Below are 16134 nucleotides of genomic sequence, written 5' to 3'. Positions count from 1 at the left end.
CCCTACAAAAGAGCGATCGCTACGCTTCGACAGATAATCTAGATGGGAAAGCTTACTTCATCGTTGCTAAAACAGGTGCTACCTCAGGTTCTGCAATTTTTGGTGTTAACAAGCCACTAGCATAAATCTGGGGGTTCGCTTGGGAGATGATGGTATAAGATTGGCGAACTTGAGTATTCACTGCTACAGTCTTCACATCGTACATTTGCATAGCAACTTTAGGATAGAAGCCAATTCCAACAATCAGTACGATAAAGCAGGCAGCAATAAACACTTCACGAGCATTAGCATCTCTGTATACTGCTTCCGTAGGTAGAACGCAATCTGTACCAAAACAAACCGCTTCATCTGCTTCCTGATTCTTCAAGCCTGCATCTGATAGGTCGCAGGTTAGTGCTTTACCAGTGCCGTAGAACACTTGGCGTAACATGGAAAGCAGATAAATTGGTGTGAGAATAACTCCCACTGCAGCTAAGAAAACTGTAACTGTGCAGAAAGTGGAACTGTAAACATCGCTGGTGGTGATACCCAAGAAAACTGACAGTTCACCAGCAAAGCCACTCATCCCCGGAAGCGCCAGAGAAGCCATCGCGCCGATAGTAATTAAAGCAAATACTTTGGGCATTGCTTGACCCATACCACCCATTTCGTTCATCGCCATTGTGTGGGTGCGGTCATAAGTTACCCCTGCAAGGAAGAACAGCAGCGATGCAATCAAACCGTGGGAAATCATCTGCAACATCGCACCGTTGATTCCCAAATCGGTGAAGGATGCAATTCCTAGCAGGACAAAACCCATGTGCGAAATTGAAGAGTACGCCAAGCGACGCTTCATGTTTGTCTGAGCAAAGGAGTTTAACGCCCCGTAGATAATGTTGACTACGCCCAGAATTGCAATTACAGGTGCAAAGTAAACATGAGCATTGGGTAAAAGTTCAAGATTTAAGCGGATTAAGCCATAACCGCCCATTTTCAATAGCACACCTGCCAAAATCATTGATACAGGCGCAGATGCTTCACCGTGAGCATCAGGCAACCAAGTATGCATCGGGAAAATAGCCAGCTTCACACCAAAAGCAATTAACAATCCCGCATATAACAGCAATTCTAGAGCTATGGGGTAATCTTTCATCCCCAAGGCGGTAATATCAAAAGTCATTGTACCGCCACCGTAGAGCGCCATTGCCAGCGCTGCCACAAGAATAAATATAGAAGCAGCTGCAGTATATAGTAAGAATTTTGTGGCTGCGTAACGACGCTTCTGTCCACCCCAAATGCAGACGAGTAGATAGACAGGAATCAACTCGACTTCCCACATGATGAAAAACAGTAGCAAGTCTTTAGCAACAAATACCCCTATCTGTGCTGCATACAGCACCAGCATCAGAAAGTAAAATAACTTGGGTCTGCGATCGACTCGCCAAGCGGAAAACATTGACAGTGTTGTCACAAAGCCTGCTAACAGCACCAACGGGAATGATAACCCATCAACCGATACTGCCCAGCTAAGACCTAACTGCGGCATCCAGGCATAACTTTCCACGAGTTGAAAACTAGCACTACTGGTATCGTAATGCTTCCAAAAGGCGTAGCACATCAAAACAAAATCTGCGATACCTACACCTAGGGCATACCACCGCACGCGCTTGCCATCTTTATCAGGCAGCACAGGGATGAGCAGGGAAGCAACCAGTGGTAGTAGGACAATCGCGGTAAGCCAAGGAAATTGAGCCGCTATCATGTCAATGAGAAAAAATACTTATCTGTGAATAAAGCTATTCTACTAGGCTTTGTTAACAAATATGAATAAATATTTACTTCTTTAGGCATAGATAAATCTACATTCTATTGATGGTTGTCAAAATCATCAAAAAATTCTCAATGGATGAAGTACAAAAAATTTTCTTAAAATATGTTAAGTATACAAATCTTAATAGAAAATTATCTATGTCCTCAGCCAATACCCAAAGTTACAGTTATGATGCGGTGACTTCACCCTCATGGCAAATCGAACTACTGTATGACGGTGAATGTCCTTTATGTATGCGCGAAGTGAATTTTCTGCAAAAACGGGATGCTGGACGAGGATTAGTAAATTTTGTAGATATCGCCAACGATAACTACAACCCCGAAGCACATGGCGGAGTTGACTATGAAACAGCAATGGGACGCATCCATGCAGTCTTACCAGATGGCACACTCGTAAAAAATATAGAAGTATTTCGTCGTATTTACGAAATTTTAGGTATGGGCTGGGTCTATAGCCTCACTAAGTTACCAGTAATTGGTGCGATCGCAGATTTTCTCTATGGAATTTGGGCAAACTGGCGACTAGCTGTCACAGGAAGACCCAACTTAAAAACAATAATCACCCAACGTCAACAAAAAATTGCCTGTAATACAGAAGGGCGTTGTAGGTAATTTGGTGTTTGGTGTTTGGTGTTTGGTGTTTGGTGTTTGGTAATTGGTAATTGGTAATTGGGTGTTTGTTATTTCCCCTTGTCCCCTCATCTCCCTCATCCCCAATCCCCAGTCCCCAGTCCCCAGTCCCCAGTCCCCAACCCCTACTTCCTACAACTATCCCTCATGCGGGTTTTCCAAATCCAGCCGGGTTCGGGAGAACTAATTTCTACCCAGCCGCCTTCTGTTCTCCCGGTAGTTGTTACCTGAGTACCGGCTTTGACTACTTTTCCTGTTTTGCGCTGTCCCGAACCAGATAAAGAACGTAAGTTTGAGGAACTCACAACTACAAGACAACCTTGTTTCTGTTCAGCAGCAGGTTTATTTGTCGGAGTATTAGCAGTTGCAACTGGCTTCACTTGATTTTGAGCAGGTTTGGAAGCGATTTTTTGGGAGTTATTAGCAGATACAATCCCCATAGCAACTAATGCGATCGCAGCGCCAGAACCAATCAGCCAGCGCAATTTTTGGGATGATTGAGCTACAGAACCCCAGCCTGGTTGTAAAACGCTAGGCGATCGCGTGGGATTATTTAAAGTAGTAGTTGAAAGTTGATGCTCTGCGTCTGGGGCACGTAAAGTAGAAGCATTTGTAAATGCTTGTGGTGTAGCGCTATTTGTGCCGTTATCTGGGGGAGTATAGCTAGGTTTAGCCAGTTCTTGTAGATAGTGCATGACTTTGGTTGCAGTCACATAGCCATCTTTTAAATAGTGACCCATTACTTGACCTACAACAGCTGCTACAGCTGCGGGTGTATTCGCATTGGTAATTGTAGCAACTGCTTGCAGTGCTTCAGTTGCTGTTTGGTAACGGAATTTAAAGTAATGCCGCACCATTTTATTTAACACAGATGCTAATTGCTCACTAACTTGGGCGTGATGCTGCCATAATATTTCGCCACTAGTCGCATCTTCGCCAAATTGCTTGGGATTTAAGCCTGTCAGCGCTTGAATACAAGTCATACCTAGGGCATAAATGTCACTACAAGGGCGTGGTCTACCTTGCCCTTGTTCACTTGGCATATACCCAGGTGTACCCACTGGAACTGTATCATTTTGTAGCTGTTCTGGAGTCATCAGTGAGTAGCTTTTAATTTGCTTCACTGCGCCAAAATCAACCAAAACTATTTTATTGTCAGCAGTACGGCGAATTAAGTTATCGGGTTTGATATCTCGATGAATTACACCTTGATTATGGATAAATTCTAAAATCGGTAAAACATCTTGTAGCAGTTGAATTACCTGCGCTTCATTCCACCTACCAGCTGCCATTTCCGATGACAATGGATTGCCAGCAATCAATTCCTGTACTAAATAGAATTCTTCTTCTTCCTCAAAGTAAGCTAAAAGCCGAGGAATTTGGTCATGATGACCGAGATTTTCTAAACTTTCAGCTTCCCTATTAAACAAATGTCTCGCCGTTAGCAAGAATTCGCGATCGCTACTAATAGGTTTGAGATGTTTGACAATACAAGTGGGGTTTCCAGGACGGCGAGTGTCTAAGGCTACATAAGTATGACCAAATCCGCCTTTGCCTAATAATTCGACCACTTGGTAACGCTGGTCTAGTAATCTGCCGATCATGGTATAGCTGGGCTGCGGTTAACTGTTAACTAGAATACACTTTTTCCTAAATGAAGAAGTTTATTACGATTTTCCCCCTAACACTGATGTATATCTGAATATAATTGTTTCGGAATATTCACTATATTCAGGACATAAAGTTGTACATATAGTTGTCGGAATGCTAATAACAGTGTCATAAATATAAAGCCCAGAGCTAACCCTTGGGTATACCCTGGCCCAAAAATGCTAGAACCCCAGATACCAGGATAAATATCTCACACACATGACTGAACTCAAACTGCGTCTACAAGATGGAGATACTGAAACCGTTGTTTCAGTTGATCAAGATGTATTCACTATCGGCAGGTTACCAGAATGTAATTTATACTTGCCTTCTGGTGGGGTTTCCCGGACTCATGCTCAAATTGTGAAAACGGGTGATGATGTGTGGACTATTGAGGATTTGGGTAGCAAAAATGGCACACAGGTAAATGAACGTCTGCTGACTCGTCCGCAACAGTTGCATCACGGAGACGTTGTTTGGTTGGGTAATGTGAGTTTAGTAGTATTGGTAATCACTCCTCATACACAATCAGTAGTTCAGCAAAGTACAACTACGAATGCTGCCGATCAAAAAACCATATTGCGTAACGTCAAGCAACTGCAACAGCAATGGATAGAAGCCGATAGCAAAGATGGCGATATCAATAATAATAAGGATAAAACTATTGCCAGATTGAAAGATTTGGTAGATATTGCCAAAAATCTTTGTGCAGCCACTTCCATAGAAGAGATTTTCTTCCAGGTACAACAAGTCGTTTTCCGTTACCTGGATAGCATCGATCGCTTGGCATTATTAATAGATGTTGCTGGCGGCGGTAATCTAGAATTAATTAATGCGGCAACGCGCAACCTCATTCAACAGGAAAATCTGCCTCCTGATGGTAGTTGGATCAGCCGCAGTATCTGTCAAAAAGTATTTGAAGAAAAAGTTGTTATTCAATCTGCGGATACCCATAAAGATGAACGCTTTGCTGGAGAACACAGCATTTTAGTAAAAGGTATTCGCAGTGTAATGGCGGTGCCTTTATGGGATGAAAATAAAGTTGTGGGTGTTCTCTACGCTGATGCTCATCTTTCTTCTTACCATTGGGCGAATGAAGGCGAAGAAGAACTCAGCTTTTTTTCGGCTTTAGCCAACCTTGTGGCTTCTAGCGTTCAGCGCTGGTTACTGCTAGATAGACTCAAGCAAGAAGAAGTAATTCGTCACAGATTAGAACGCTATCATTCTCCGGCTGTAGTTCAACAGCTAATTTCTGTCGGTAAGTTACCAGATGGACGTTTACCACCTGAAGAGAGCGAAATTAGCATTTTATTTGCAGATTTGGTAGGTTTTACCGCTATTTCAGAAAGAGTAACACCAACTGCGATCGCGCAATTACTCAATAGTTTATTTGAAGAAATGCTACAAGAGGTATTTACCTATGGTGGCACTTTAGATAAATATATTGGCGATTGTATTATGGCATTCTTTGGCGCTCCAGAACCGCAACCAGATCATGCCGAGCGCGCCACTGCTGCGGCTAAAGGTATGCTAACTCGCTTAGAGCGTCTTAATCTCAATGGTTTTTGGCAAGAACCGCTACAATTACGCATCGCTGTGAATAGCGGTAAAGCCGTTGTCGGGGATGTTGGCAGTTCTCAACGGGTTGAGTATACAGCTTTAGGCGCTACTATTAACCTAGCCGCCCGTATGGAACCAATTTGTCCTACTGGTGAATGTGTAATTAGTGAAGAAACTTACAATATGCTTTCCCAACCTATAGACTTTCATGAAATGGGTAGTTACACCTTCAAAGGTATTAATCGTTTAGTGAAAGTTTATCAAACAAAAATGCAAGGTAATTCGTAATTCGTAGTTAAGAATTTTTTGATAATTTTATAATAGTATTAGCAACTATAGATTTTTTAAGTTCACGTAGGAGAGGCAGTTCACGTAGGATGCGTTAGCGATAGCGTAACGCATCAGTTCTGAGCTTTTTTCAGAAGTCAAATCGGATTTTTATAGTAAGTTATTGTAAATTGCAGTTACTTATTACCTGTAAATAATAAATATTGTAACTAATGTATCTTTTTCGCCCTAATAATACAAACTAAATATTGGAAATTATTCGAGTTCATTGGATTGTTGAACTACAGGTAATTTTGTCTCTATTACCTGGTAAGCGTTCTCTTCTATATCTTTACCAGTGACACTAAAATGTAAACAATTCCTGACAAATAGCTAGCATATCCATAGGAATATATCGCATCTTGCAAATTGCATAATTTTGCATCAATGCTAATAGATTTAATTATTGTTAGATGGGTGTTTAACTTTTTTTACTTATCATTCAACTAATCAGGTGTCAATGAGTACATTTTTCATGTACTGATCAGAATATAGTAAAAATGAACTTTTGTGAAGCGAGGACTAGGGATGTACATTGTACAGATTGCCTCGGAATGTGCTCCTGTAATTAAAGCAGGAGGATTAGGGGATGTTGTCTACGGACTGAGTCGGGAATTAGAGATTCGCGGACATTGCGTCGAGCTAATTTTGCCCAAATATGACTGTATGCGCTATGACCATATTTGGGGTCTGCACGATGCCTATCGTAATTTATCGGTACCCTGGTATGGTGGGGCAATTAACTGCTCGGTATACTGTGGTTGGGTACACGGACGAGTGTGTTTCTTTATTGAACCCCACTCTCAAGATAATTTCTTCAACCGTGGCTGCTATTACGGTTGTGATGATGATAATATGCGCTTTGCATTTTTTAGCAAAGCCGCTTTGGAGTTTTTACTACAAAGTAATAAGCGTCCTGATGTCATCCATTGTCATGATTGGCAAACAGGCTTAGTACCAGTCATGCTCAGTGAAATGTACAAGTACTATGGCATGGAGTATCAGCGAGCTTGTTACACCATTCACAACTTTAAACATCAGGGAATGGGAGGTGTAGAAACTCTCGAAGCTACAGGTTTAAATCGCCCAGAATATTACTTCCAATACGATAAACTGCGTGACAACTTCAATCCCTTTGCCATTAATTTTATGAAGGCGGGTATTGTTTACTCTAACGCTTTCACAACAGTTTCACCTAACCACGCTTGGGAAGCCAGTACAAGCGATGTAGGTTGTGGTTTGGGGCATACTTTGCATTTGCATAGAGATAAATTCCGTGGAGTGCTGAACGGTATCGATTACGATTTTTGGAATCCAAAAATCGACCGCTACATTCCCTCTCACTATAGCAAGGACGATTTTGACAAAAAATTTGATAACAAAAAAGCTTTACAAGAGCGGCTTTTACTCCGCCAAGAAGATAAACCAATTGTTGCTTACATTGGTCGTTTAGATAACCAAAAAGGCGTGCATCTTGTACATCACGCTATTTATTATGCTCTCAATAAAGGAGCACAATTTGTATTACTCGGTTCAGCAACAGAACCAGCAATTAATGCTAAATTCCAACATGAGAAACAATTTTTAAATAACAACCCAGATGTACATTTAGAACTGGGCTTTAATGAAGAATTATCCCACTTAATTTATGCCGGGGCAGATATGATTGTTGTCCCCAGTAATTATGAACCTTGTGGGTTAACTCAAATGATTGGCTTAAAGTACGGCACAGTACCCATTGTGCGCGGTGTAGGTGGATTAGTAAATACAGTATTTGACCGTAACTACGACGAAAATCTCCCACTAGAAAAACGCAATGGTTTTGTGTTTTATCAAAGCGATAATCAGGCGCTGGAATCAGCCATGAGTCGGGCTATTGATTTGTGGAATTACTCGCCTGAAGAGTTTCGTCAATTAGCTATTCAGGGTATGGAGTATGACTACTCGTGGAATATTCCTGGAGGCGAATATATAGAAATTTACGATTGGATCAGACACAAGTGGTAAGTACTGAATTTTAGATTTTGGATTTTGCGTTCGCGTAGCGTGTCGTTGGCGCAGCCTCTCGTAGAGAAGACAAAAGTTGCGTGCGGGGGTTCCCCCCGTTGAGCAAACTTTTCAAGACGGATTCTGGATTGAATATTCAAAATCCAAAACTTTAAAAAGTCTGCTCTGTAAAGATACCCGACTTTTTTGAAAAAGTCGGGTATCTAAATTTCGCGAAAGTCAGCGTCGCGCCACGAGTTATATTCCATTACTTATTCCCCTGGTGGGGATGGAAAATATGGCACTGGAGGGTCAATTCCTTTAACTGCTTGACTCTCCAGTTTTGGGGCTACCAGATATCCCCATGATTAAAATCTCAACTATAGTTTGTTGCTTCTTGGCTAATTTTGTTCAACAGCAAAGATAATTATCTGGTGTTCGCAATTGCTGCTAATTATTGGACAGTAATCTTGCCAACCATACCAGCACCACGGTGAGGTTCGCAGTAGAAGGTGTATTCACCAGTAGGTGCATCTGCAGGGAAGGTGGTGGTTTGCTTTTGACCAGGATTCATCAACAATTGCTTGTGAGACAAGGCTTTAGCTAAATCAGCACTCTTGCCAGGGTTTTTAGCTCCATCAAATACAACGTTATGGGGAGGAACTTTGTTGTTTACCCATTCAATGGTGTCGCCAGGTTTAATGGTCAATTTGCTGGGTTCAAATGCTAGCAGTCCTTTATCAGTTCCTAGCTTGATCTGGTATGTGTCAGCCGATGCGCTGGGAGTAAAAACAGCAAAGCTGCTCACGACTAAAAGAATTGTCAAAACAGCTAGGCTAAAACGCCGCCAGCTTGCTGCAATCAATTTCATGGCTTCTCCTAACAAACAGTTTTTGTTTTCTCTTTCCTATTTTAAATACAAATAACGCTAAATACGACAAACTGTCATAGATAATTTTTTTTGTAAAATATCGCTAACCAATACTGACGCAAAATCTGAACAAATGTAAATCTGGAACGGCTTACCGCAGACTAGCAAAGAGAAATTCCTAGTTTCTTACCCTATATGACGTATAGAAGAGCCAAGAAGAAGAATTTTAGAGATTTATTGCATCAATCCTATCAACGCACATTCATAAAAATTTGTGCAATCAGTAATAAATACTAGATTGACATATAGCAAAATATCTGTATATACAAAGGTTTAGTACTCAAGTAAAAATAAAAAGCAAGTATTTTTATATTTTTTTTAGAAATTTTTTATATAAAAGCTGCATCAATGTTCAAAAATCTTCTTGACCCCAACCAGGAGCTTTTTTTGCAGCGGCCAGAACAAAAGCAGCTAAACTTTCTATTTGCTGTTGTGGCAGAAAATTGGGAGTTAACTGGCGACACCAATAAGTTTCTTGACTACCATCATAGGTCATTGGCTGGCGCATAAATTCTATCAGCGCGTTAATACGATCGCGCGCCGGATTCGCACCCTTGAGTGTTGTTAGCGCCAGGGATACTTGAGGATCGGGCAAAGTTGCGCCACCAACATGGCAATTAATGCAGTTGGCTTCAAACAGTTTTTTGCCCACAGATAATTCTACAGGTGAAAACAGACGTGTATTACCCTGTTCATCCATTTCCAGGGCAATTGGCTCGGTGACGTGTAAATATCTACCTATATAAGGGTCAATATTGGCAGCATGAGCCATCAAGCTACCACTGTCATAGAAAACAAAGAAAATCACCAAAACCAGGAAAATACAACGAGCAAAAAATTTATCCAACATACACAAGCAGTATATTGCGATCGCGTTACCAAGGTACTGAGATCTAGATTCTCAGTCCTGAGTCTTTGAGGAAGGGAATTAGCGGGTAATCTTAAATCCCCAGTCCCTAAGTTTCAGAACTCAGCACCCAGACCTCAGCACTAATGACTGGATTTAGTAGTAAATCTTACCGCCGCCCCACTTGCTACCTACAACTTTGGGTTGTAAGAGAATATGACCAGCGATCGCTTCTAAGTCGTCATCAGTTAGGTTTCTCATTTCTGTGAAAATATCTGCACTCTTGGTGCTGGGATGTAATTCTGAGATATCTTCTTCACCGTCATAAGTAGTAGGATTCTTCATGTAATCCACCAAACCTTCAATATTATTACGGTTTGGTGTAGCCAGTGATAATGCTTCTGGTTCCAGCCCTACGTTTTGGTTAGTCTTGGTTACACCACCAACGTGACATTGAGCGCAAGCGTATTGAAATAAACGTTTACCTTCTTTGACTTGTTTCAAGCTCAGTACAGTTGTATCACCCTTGTCATTTAATGTTACTGTCCGGGTGGCTTTATCCAGTTCTACGGCTGTCGCATTACCGACAAACAATTGAAACGTTAATAAAACAGTAGCTACAACAACGCCAATTAATCTTCTAAACATGTTTCCCCTTAAAGATTTTGACACTCAACACAGCTATTTAGCGTGACTCAATCTCCATGTTGTTATTTGTTCATTGCTATTAAGCCAAAGCCATAGCAACAAAGCCCTTCAGGTGGCTTCAGTTTCACCCAACAAGCCGCTAGTACTTATGGGATATTTTTCAGCCAATATGTGAAAAATAATTGCCTTTGCAGCCGCCAACGCCAAATGGGTCTTTTGGTGTTTATCGGCAATTAAGAGGTGGTTGTACAGAGAAAACCTTTTCTCCACAGTATTCCTGCGGTCTGCTGCTATCTCTGCGATCCATAGGTCTGCAAAACCCATAATGTTTTCTTAACTGATATATAGAGATTGAGTCGCTGTAATACCAATATCACGTTAAGAGTGCAATTTGTCGCCCAAAATACTGTTCTTGTAGTGGGGAGTGGGGACTGGGGACTGGGGACTGGGGACTAGGGGGATGAGGAGGATGAGGGAGTGGGGGAGAAATAATTAATGACAAACACCCAATTACCAATTACCAATTACCAATTACCTCTGCCCAATGCCCCATGCCCCATGCCCATATTATTACCCCTTCCCCCCAGTAAATGTGACACTTTGAATAAAGTAACGGTTAAAAAAGGCGTAAATTCCCAAAGCTGGTAGGGTGAATACCATCGAAGCTGCCATGATGTAGTTCCAATAGCTGATGTATTGACCTTTGAAGGTGTTTAACCCTAAGGGGAGGGTAAACATTTCGGGGTCGAATAAAATTACTACAGGAAGCAAAAAATTATTCCAGCTACCCATAAATACAAACACTGCTTGGGCGGCGAGGGCTGGTTTGGCTAAAGGTAAGACAATATGCCGAAAAATTTGTAAGGTATTTAAGCCATCAAGTTGTGCGGCTTCTTCTAGTTCTTTAGGAAAATTAACGAAAAATTGCCGCATCATGAAAATGAAAGTGGCATTAACCATACTAGGCACTATCATGCCTTGGTAAGTATTGAGCCAGCCGATCGCTTTTAAAATTAAAAAGGTAGGAATCAAGGTAATCTGAGCGGGAACAGCTAACACGGCTAAAATCAGCAAGAACCAGAAGCGTTTCCCCGCAAAGCGCAATCTAGCTAAGGCATAACCTGCCATTGAGTTCAGCAGTAAATTTAAAATTGTCACACTGAGAGCAATTAGCACACTGTTAAACAACCAGCGCCAAAATAGGGGTTCTTGTAAGAATATTTGCTTGTAGTTATCAAAAGTGAAATTTTGTGGTATTAAATTTGGTTCGCCACCAACAATTTCTGATAGTGGCTTAAATGAGGCTGAAAGCGCCCATAAAAAAGGAATTAAAGTGATGACAGCATAGAGTGTGAGTAAGACATAGAGAAGTATTTTCAGCCAGGGAAAGCGCAAGATTTTAGTCAAATTCTGTCACCTCCAAACAATCGCTGCTGAATCAAAGTCATTGCAATAATAATTGCTGCTAGCAAAAAAGCGATCGCAGCTGCATAACCCATCTGTAAATTCCGAAATACAGCTTGGTAGATTAACAGTACAACAGTGAGGGTGGCATTATTTGGGCCGCCAGTCCCACCAGAAAAAATATAAGACTGATCGAATAATTGAAACGTGCCAATTATCCCCATAGCCACAACAAAGAAGGTGACAGGCTTGAGTATGGGGATAGTAACATGAATAAATTTTTGCCAGCCATTAGCGCCATCCAGTTCTGCAGCTTCGTAAAGCGATTGAGGAATATCCTGCAGTGCTGCTAGGTAAATCACCATGAAAAACGGCGCTGTAGACCAAATATTCATAATCATGATGCCTTTGAGGGCGACTGCTGGATCTCCTAACCAGTTATATGTAGGTAGCCCTAAAGCCGCGAGAAAATCATTGAGTAGCCCATCGGTATTGTAAATCCACATAAAAATCAGCGTTAGTACGGCTGAAGATGTAACCGTTGGTAAAAAATACAGGATACGCCACCAATTTTTTCCCCGAATGCCAGAATTCAGCGTTACCGCTAAAATTAAAGCCAGGATAGTTTGGCTGGGAACAACGATCGCAACATATTCTGCTGTATTTCTCAAAGCAATCCCAACACGCTCATCTTCAACCAAGCGTGAGAAATTGCGAAAGCCGATAAACTGGTACTCAATACCGCCAAGCAGCTGGACTTTGTGCAAGGAAAGAAAGACAGCATAGAGAATCGGCAGAATCACAAAAATCCCCAAAACCAAAATGGCGGGCATCATAAATAGATATCCAGCCAGGTTTTCCGTCATATTCCACCTGGGATTTCTCTGCCGTCTCCTACTTTCCAACACAATTAACCTCCCCCCTGAATCTCGCATCAACCCAGCTGTAGCGAATGGTCGTGCATGATTATTGATCGTACTGCTTATGAGGGAGACTGGGAAAAGGAAGGGGGCAGGGGGCAGGGTGCAAGGGGAGAAAGAGTGTTATTATCTCACGCAGAGGCGCAGAGACGCGGAGGAGAAAGCCAGAGAATCTCTTCCCAATTACCCATTACCCATTACCCATTACCCAGCCCCCATTCGATTACTCTATGGAAACCGACAAAAAGGTTTATGGAACTTTAGTTCAGAACAATAGATAGAATGAACAAAGTTAGCCTTGATGTCTAATCGCCAAAACCTATACAACTCATGGATTTTGCTAATCTTGCATCCCAGTTAAATGCTGGAACGATTTTACCAGAGGGTATTGTCATACTCACCCTTTTGGGGGTTTTGATTGTTGATTTGATTTTAGGGCGTACATCTTCGCGCTGGATTGGGTATCTAGCGATCGCAGGTTTGCTTGCGTCGATTGTCGCCCTGTATTTTCAATGGGATGCTACTAATCCCATTTCTTTTAGCGGTGGCTTTAATAGTGACGACCTTAGTATCGTCTTTCGCGGGATTATTGCCTTATCTGCCGCAGTCACCATCTTAATGTCCATTCGCTACGTGGAACAGAGTGGCACGGCGTTAGCAGAATTCATTGCGATTTTGCTCACCGCTACCTTAGGAGGAATGTTCTTATCCGGGGCTAGCGAGTTGGTGATGATTTTCATCTCCCTAGAAACCCTGAGTATTTCCTCTTATTTGTTAACCGGTTATACCAAGCGAGACCCGCGCTCTAATGAAGCGGCGTTGAAATACCTGTTGATTGGCGCTTCCAGTACAGCAGTATTTTTATATGGCGTATCGCTGCTGTATGGTTTATCAGGTGGACAAACAGAACTGAGTGCGATCGCAAATGGCATTGCTACAGCTCACATTGGTCAATCATTAGGTATAGTGATTGCCCTGGTGTTTGTGATTGCCGGGATTGGCTTTAAAATTTCTGCTGCACCCTTCCACCAATGGACTCCAGACGTTTACGAAGGCGCACCCACCCCAGTGATTGCCTTTTTATCTGTCGGTTCTAAAGCAGCAGGTTTTGCCTTAGCTATCCGCTTACTCACAACTGTCTTCCCCTTGGTTGCTGACGAGTGGAGATTTGTCTTCACCGCCCTTGCTGTTCTCAGCATGATTTTGGGTAACGTAGTCGCCCTAGCTCAAACCAGCATGAAACGGATGCTGGCTTATTCATCTATTGCCCAAGCTGGGTTTGTGATGCTTGGCTTGATAGCTGGTACTGAAGCCGGATACGCCAGTATGATATTTTACTTGCTGGTCTATCTGTTCATGAACCTGTGCGGTTTTACCTGCATTATTCTGTTCTCTCTCCGGACAGGAACCGACCAGATTGCCGAATACTCTGGTTTGTATCAAAAAGACCCGCTTCTGACATTAGGTTTGAGCATTTCCCTGCTGTCTTTAGGCGGTATTCCTCCACTAGCCGGATTCTTTGGGAAAATTTACCTATTCTGGGCTGGTTGGCAAGCAGGCCTTTACTGGCTAGTCTTGTTAGGCTTAGTTACTAGCGTTGTCTCCATCTACTACTACATCCGCGTAGTCAAGATGATGGTAGTAAAAGAACCGCAAGAAATGTCTGATGTGGTCAAAAATTACCCTGCCATCAATTGGAATTTACCAGGCTATAGACCTTTGCAGGTAGGGTTGGTAGTAACTTTAATCGCTACTACCATTGCCGGGATTTTGTCAAATCCCTTATTTACCTTAGCTAACAATTCAGTTGCTCATACAGCCATATTGCAAACAGCTACAATTGTCAGCTCGCAAGCAAGTGCAGTTACTATCAAGCAACCCGAATAGTTATAAATTGCGTCATCTTGATCCCCCCTACCCCCTTTAAAAAGGGGGGAAAGTTCTTAAAGTCCCAGGGGGCAGTATTTCTTCCCTCTTTTGTTTCTTCTAGTCTCTTCTTAAGGTGCTAAAAAGTTCTTAAAGTCCCCCTTTTTAAGGGGGATTTAGGGGGATCTAAAATGTTGTACTACCAATCAGAGGAATTTTTAACAATCCTCGAATAAACATGGAAAAAAACCTAATATTTTTACCCAACACCAAACACCATCAAATCGGCAAAGTAATCACAAATTCCGAACCATGACCTCGTATAGAACTTACCTCTATACTACCCCCGTGATTTTCCACAATTATTTGACGAGTAATAGATAAGCCTAAACCTGTACCTTTCCCTACTGCTTTAGTTGTGAATAAATGCTCAAATACTTGTGATTTAATATCATCGGGAATACCTAAACCATTATCTTTAAATTTAATCACAATAGAATTTTTATCTTCAGTTAAATTAGTTTGAACTTTAATATAATTAGGATTCTTTTCTATTTCTTGATAACTCCGCCCATCATTAGACTCTTCTAAAGCATCAATCGCATTGGCTAATATATTCATAAATACTTGATTGAGTTGCCCTGCAAAACATTTCACCTCAGGTAAATTACCGTAATCACGAATTACTTCAATCGCGGGACGAGTCTCACAAGCTTTTAAGCGATGCTTCAAAATTAAAATCGTACTGTCGATGCCATCATGAATGTTAAAAGGAATTTTGACAGTGCTATCGGCACGAGCAAAGGTGCGAAGAGAAGCACTAATATCAGATATTCTTTCTACTCCCTGCTGCATAGAAGTGAGTATGTGCGGGAAGTCTTCTAGGAGAAAATCTAAGTCAATTTTTTTTGCATGTTGAACAATTTCTGGTGCTGTAGCCTGATTTTTATAAAGGTGGATGTGGTCTATCAGGTCTTGCATATATTTTTGAGCATAGGTGAGATTGCCCCCAATAAAACCAGCCGGATTATTAATTTCGTGGGCAATTCCTGCTACCAACTGTCCTAAAGAAGACATTTTTTCACTCTCTACTAAGCGCTTTTGAGACTGTTTGAGTTGCGCTACAGTATTAGTTAATTCTGCTGCTCTTTGTTCTAGCTTTTGGTTGAGATGACACAATTTTAAGTGGACATTTACACGCGCCAGTACATCTTCTGGTTGAAATGGCTTAGTGATATAATCTACCGCACCGAGAGTTAAGCCTTTTACTTTATCTACCACATCTGATAAAGCTGTCATAAAAATAACTGGAATATCACGGGTCGATTCTTGTTCTTTTAATCGACGGCAAGTTTCAAAGCCATCAATTCCCGGCATCATCACATCTAATAATATAAGGTCTGGAGAGACTAGTTGTAATTTTTCTAGAGCGCTTTCGCCACTTTTAGCAACTAAAACACGAAAACCAGATGCTTGCAAAAACTCAAACAGTACCTTGGCATTAACTGGGTTATCCTCAACAATCATAATCAAATTTTGTTTATCACTAAGCATAT

General features: G+C 41.6%; 13 protein-coding genes. 4 read left to right on the top strand and 9 right to left on the bottom strand.

The window, feature by feature from the left end; translation table 11 throughout:
- Window positions 1–52 precede the first annotated feature (52 nt).
- Complete coding sequence (locus tag AACU25_RS00640) at window positions 53–1741, bottom strand: NAD(P)H-quinone oxidoreductase subunit 4 (RefSeq protein ID WP_096573444.1); 1689 nt, start codon at window positions 1739–1741, stop codon at window positions 53–55.
- Between the two features lie 206 nt (window positions 1742–1947).
- Here AACU25_RS00640 and AACU25_RS00635 point away from each other — a divergent pair, with 206 nt between their 5' ends.
- Window positions 1948–2421, top strand: coding sequence for a DCC1-like thiol-disulfide oxidoreductase family protein (locus AACU25_RS00635; protein WP_096583405.1), 474 nt, complete (start codon window positions 1948–1950; stop codon window positions 2419–2421).
- A gap of 143 nt (window positions 2422–2564) precedes the next feature.
- Here AACU25_RS00635 and AACU25_RS00630 read toward each other — a convergent pair whose 3' ends face one another.
- Window positions 2565–4043: a serine/threonine protein kinase gene (locus tag AACU25_RS00630; RefSeq protein ID WP_096573443.1), complete on the bottom strand. Its 1479-nt coding sequence runs from the start codon at window positions 4041–4043 to the stop codon at window positions 2565–2567.
- A 265-nt stretch (window positions 4044–4308) separates the two neighbouring features.
- Between AACU25_RS00630 and AACU25_RS00625 the strand changes: the two genes are divergently transcribed.
- Window positions 4309–5937, top strand: a complete 1629-nt coding sequence (locus AACU25_RS00625; RefSeq protein WP_096573442.1) for an adenylate/guanylate cyclase domain-containing protein — start codon at window positions 4309–4311, stop codon at window positions 5935–5937.
- A gap of 567 nt (window positions 5938–6504) precedes the next feature.
- Window positions 6505–7983 carry a glycogen synthase GlgA gene (gene glgA / locus AACU25_RS00620; protein ID WP_096573441.1) on the top strand — a complete coding sequence of 493 codons (1479 nt, stop codon included), beginning with the start codon at window positions 6505–6507 and terminating at the stop codon, window positions 7981–7983.
- Window positions 7984–8416: 433 nt separating this feature from the next.
- On the opposite strand, the gene petE is transcribed toward glgA, so the two are convergent.
- The 6 genes from petE to AACU25_RS00590 all read right to left on the bottom strand — a co-directional run bounded on the left by petE (window position 8417) and on the right by AACU25_RS00590 (window position 12658).
- Window positions 8417–8833 carry a plastocyanin gene (petE, locus tag AACU25_RS00615; protein WP_096573440.1) on the bottom strand — a complete coding sequence of 139 codons (417 nt, stop codon included), beginning with the start codon at window positions 8831–8833 and terminating at the stop codon, window positions 8417–8419.
- Between the two features lie 412 nt (window positions 8834–9245).
- Window positions 9246–9743: a photosystem II cytochrome PsbV2 gene (gene psbV2, locus AACU25_RS00610; RefSeq protein WP_096573439.1), complete on the bottom strand. Its 498-nt coding sequence runs from the start codon at window positions 9741–9743 to the stop codon at window positions 9246–9248.
- A 153-nt stretch (window positions 9744–9896) separates the two neighbouring features.
- The gene (psbV, locus tag AACU25_RS00605) at window positions 9897–10388 is read right to left on the bottom strand and encodes a photosystem II cytochrome c-550 (RefSeq protein WP_096573438.1); all 492 of its coding nucleotides are present in this window, start codon (window positions 10386–10388) and stop codon (window positions 9897–9899) included.
- A gap of 108 nt (window positions 10389–10496) precedes the next feature.
- Window positions 10497–10712: a hypothetical protein gene (locus AACU25_RS00600; RefSeq protein ID WP_096573437.1), complete on the bottom strand. Its 216-nt coding sequence runs from the start codon at window positions 10710–10712 to the stop codon at window positions 10497–10499.
- A gap of 246 nt (window positions 10713–10958) precedes the next feature.
- Window positions 10959–11795, bottom strand: coding sequence for a carbohydrate ABC transporter permease (locus tag AACU25_RS00595; RefSeq protein WP_096573436.1), 837 nt, complete (start codon window positions 11793–11795; stop codon window positions 10959–10961).
- Window positions 11792–12658: a carbohydrate ABC transporter permease gene (locus AACU25_RS00590; protein ID WP_321206629.1), complete on the bottom strand. Its 867-nt coding sequence runs from the start codon at window positions 12656–12658 to the stop codon at window positions 11792–11794. The genes AACU25_RS00595 and AACU25_RS00590 overlap by 4 nt, the downstream gene beginning before the upstream one ends.
- Before the next feature lie 384 nt (window positions 12659–13042).
- Here AACU25_RS00590 and AACU25_RS00585 point away from each other — a divergent pair, with 384 nt between their 5' ends.
- Window positions 13043–14599, top strand: coding sequence for an NAD(P)H-quinone oxidoreductase subunit N (locus tag AACU25_RS00585; protein WP_096573433.1), 1557 nt, complete (start codon window positions 13043–13045; stop codon window positions 14597–14599).
- Between the two features lie 258 nt (window positions 14600–14857).
- Here AACU25_RS00585 and AACU25_RS00580 read toward each other — a convergent pair whose 3' ends face one another.
- Window positions 14858–16132, bottom strand: a complete 1275-nt coding sequence (locus tag AACU25_RS00580; RefSeq protein WP_096573432.1) for a sensor histidine kinase — start codon at window positions 16130–16132, stop codon at window positions 14858–14860.
- Window positions 16133–16134 lie beyond the last annotated feature (2 nt).

It is taken from the genome of Tolypothrix tenuis PCC 7101 (assembly GCF_963874875.1).
Lineage (GTDB): Bacteria > Cyanobacteriota > Cyanobacteriia > Cyanobacteriales > Nostocaceae > Aulosira > Aulosira tenue.
The sequence above is the reverse complement of the archived record's forward strand: the minus strand, read 5'-3'. Positions and strand labels throughout refer to the sequence as shown.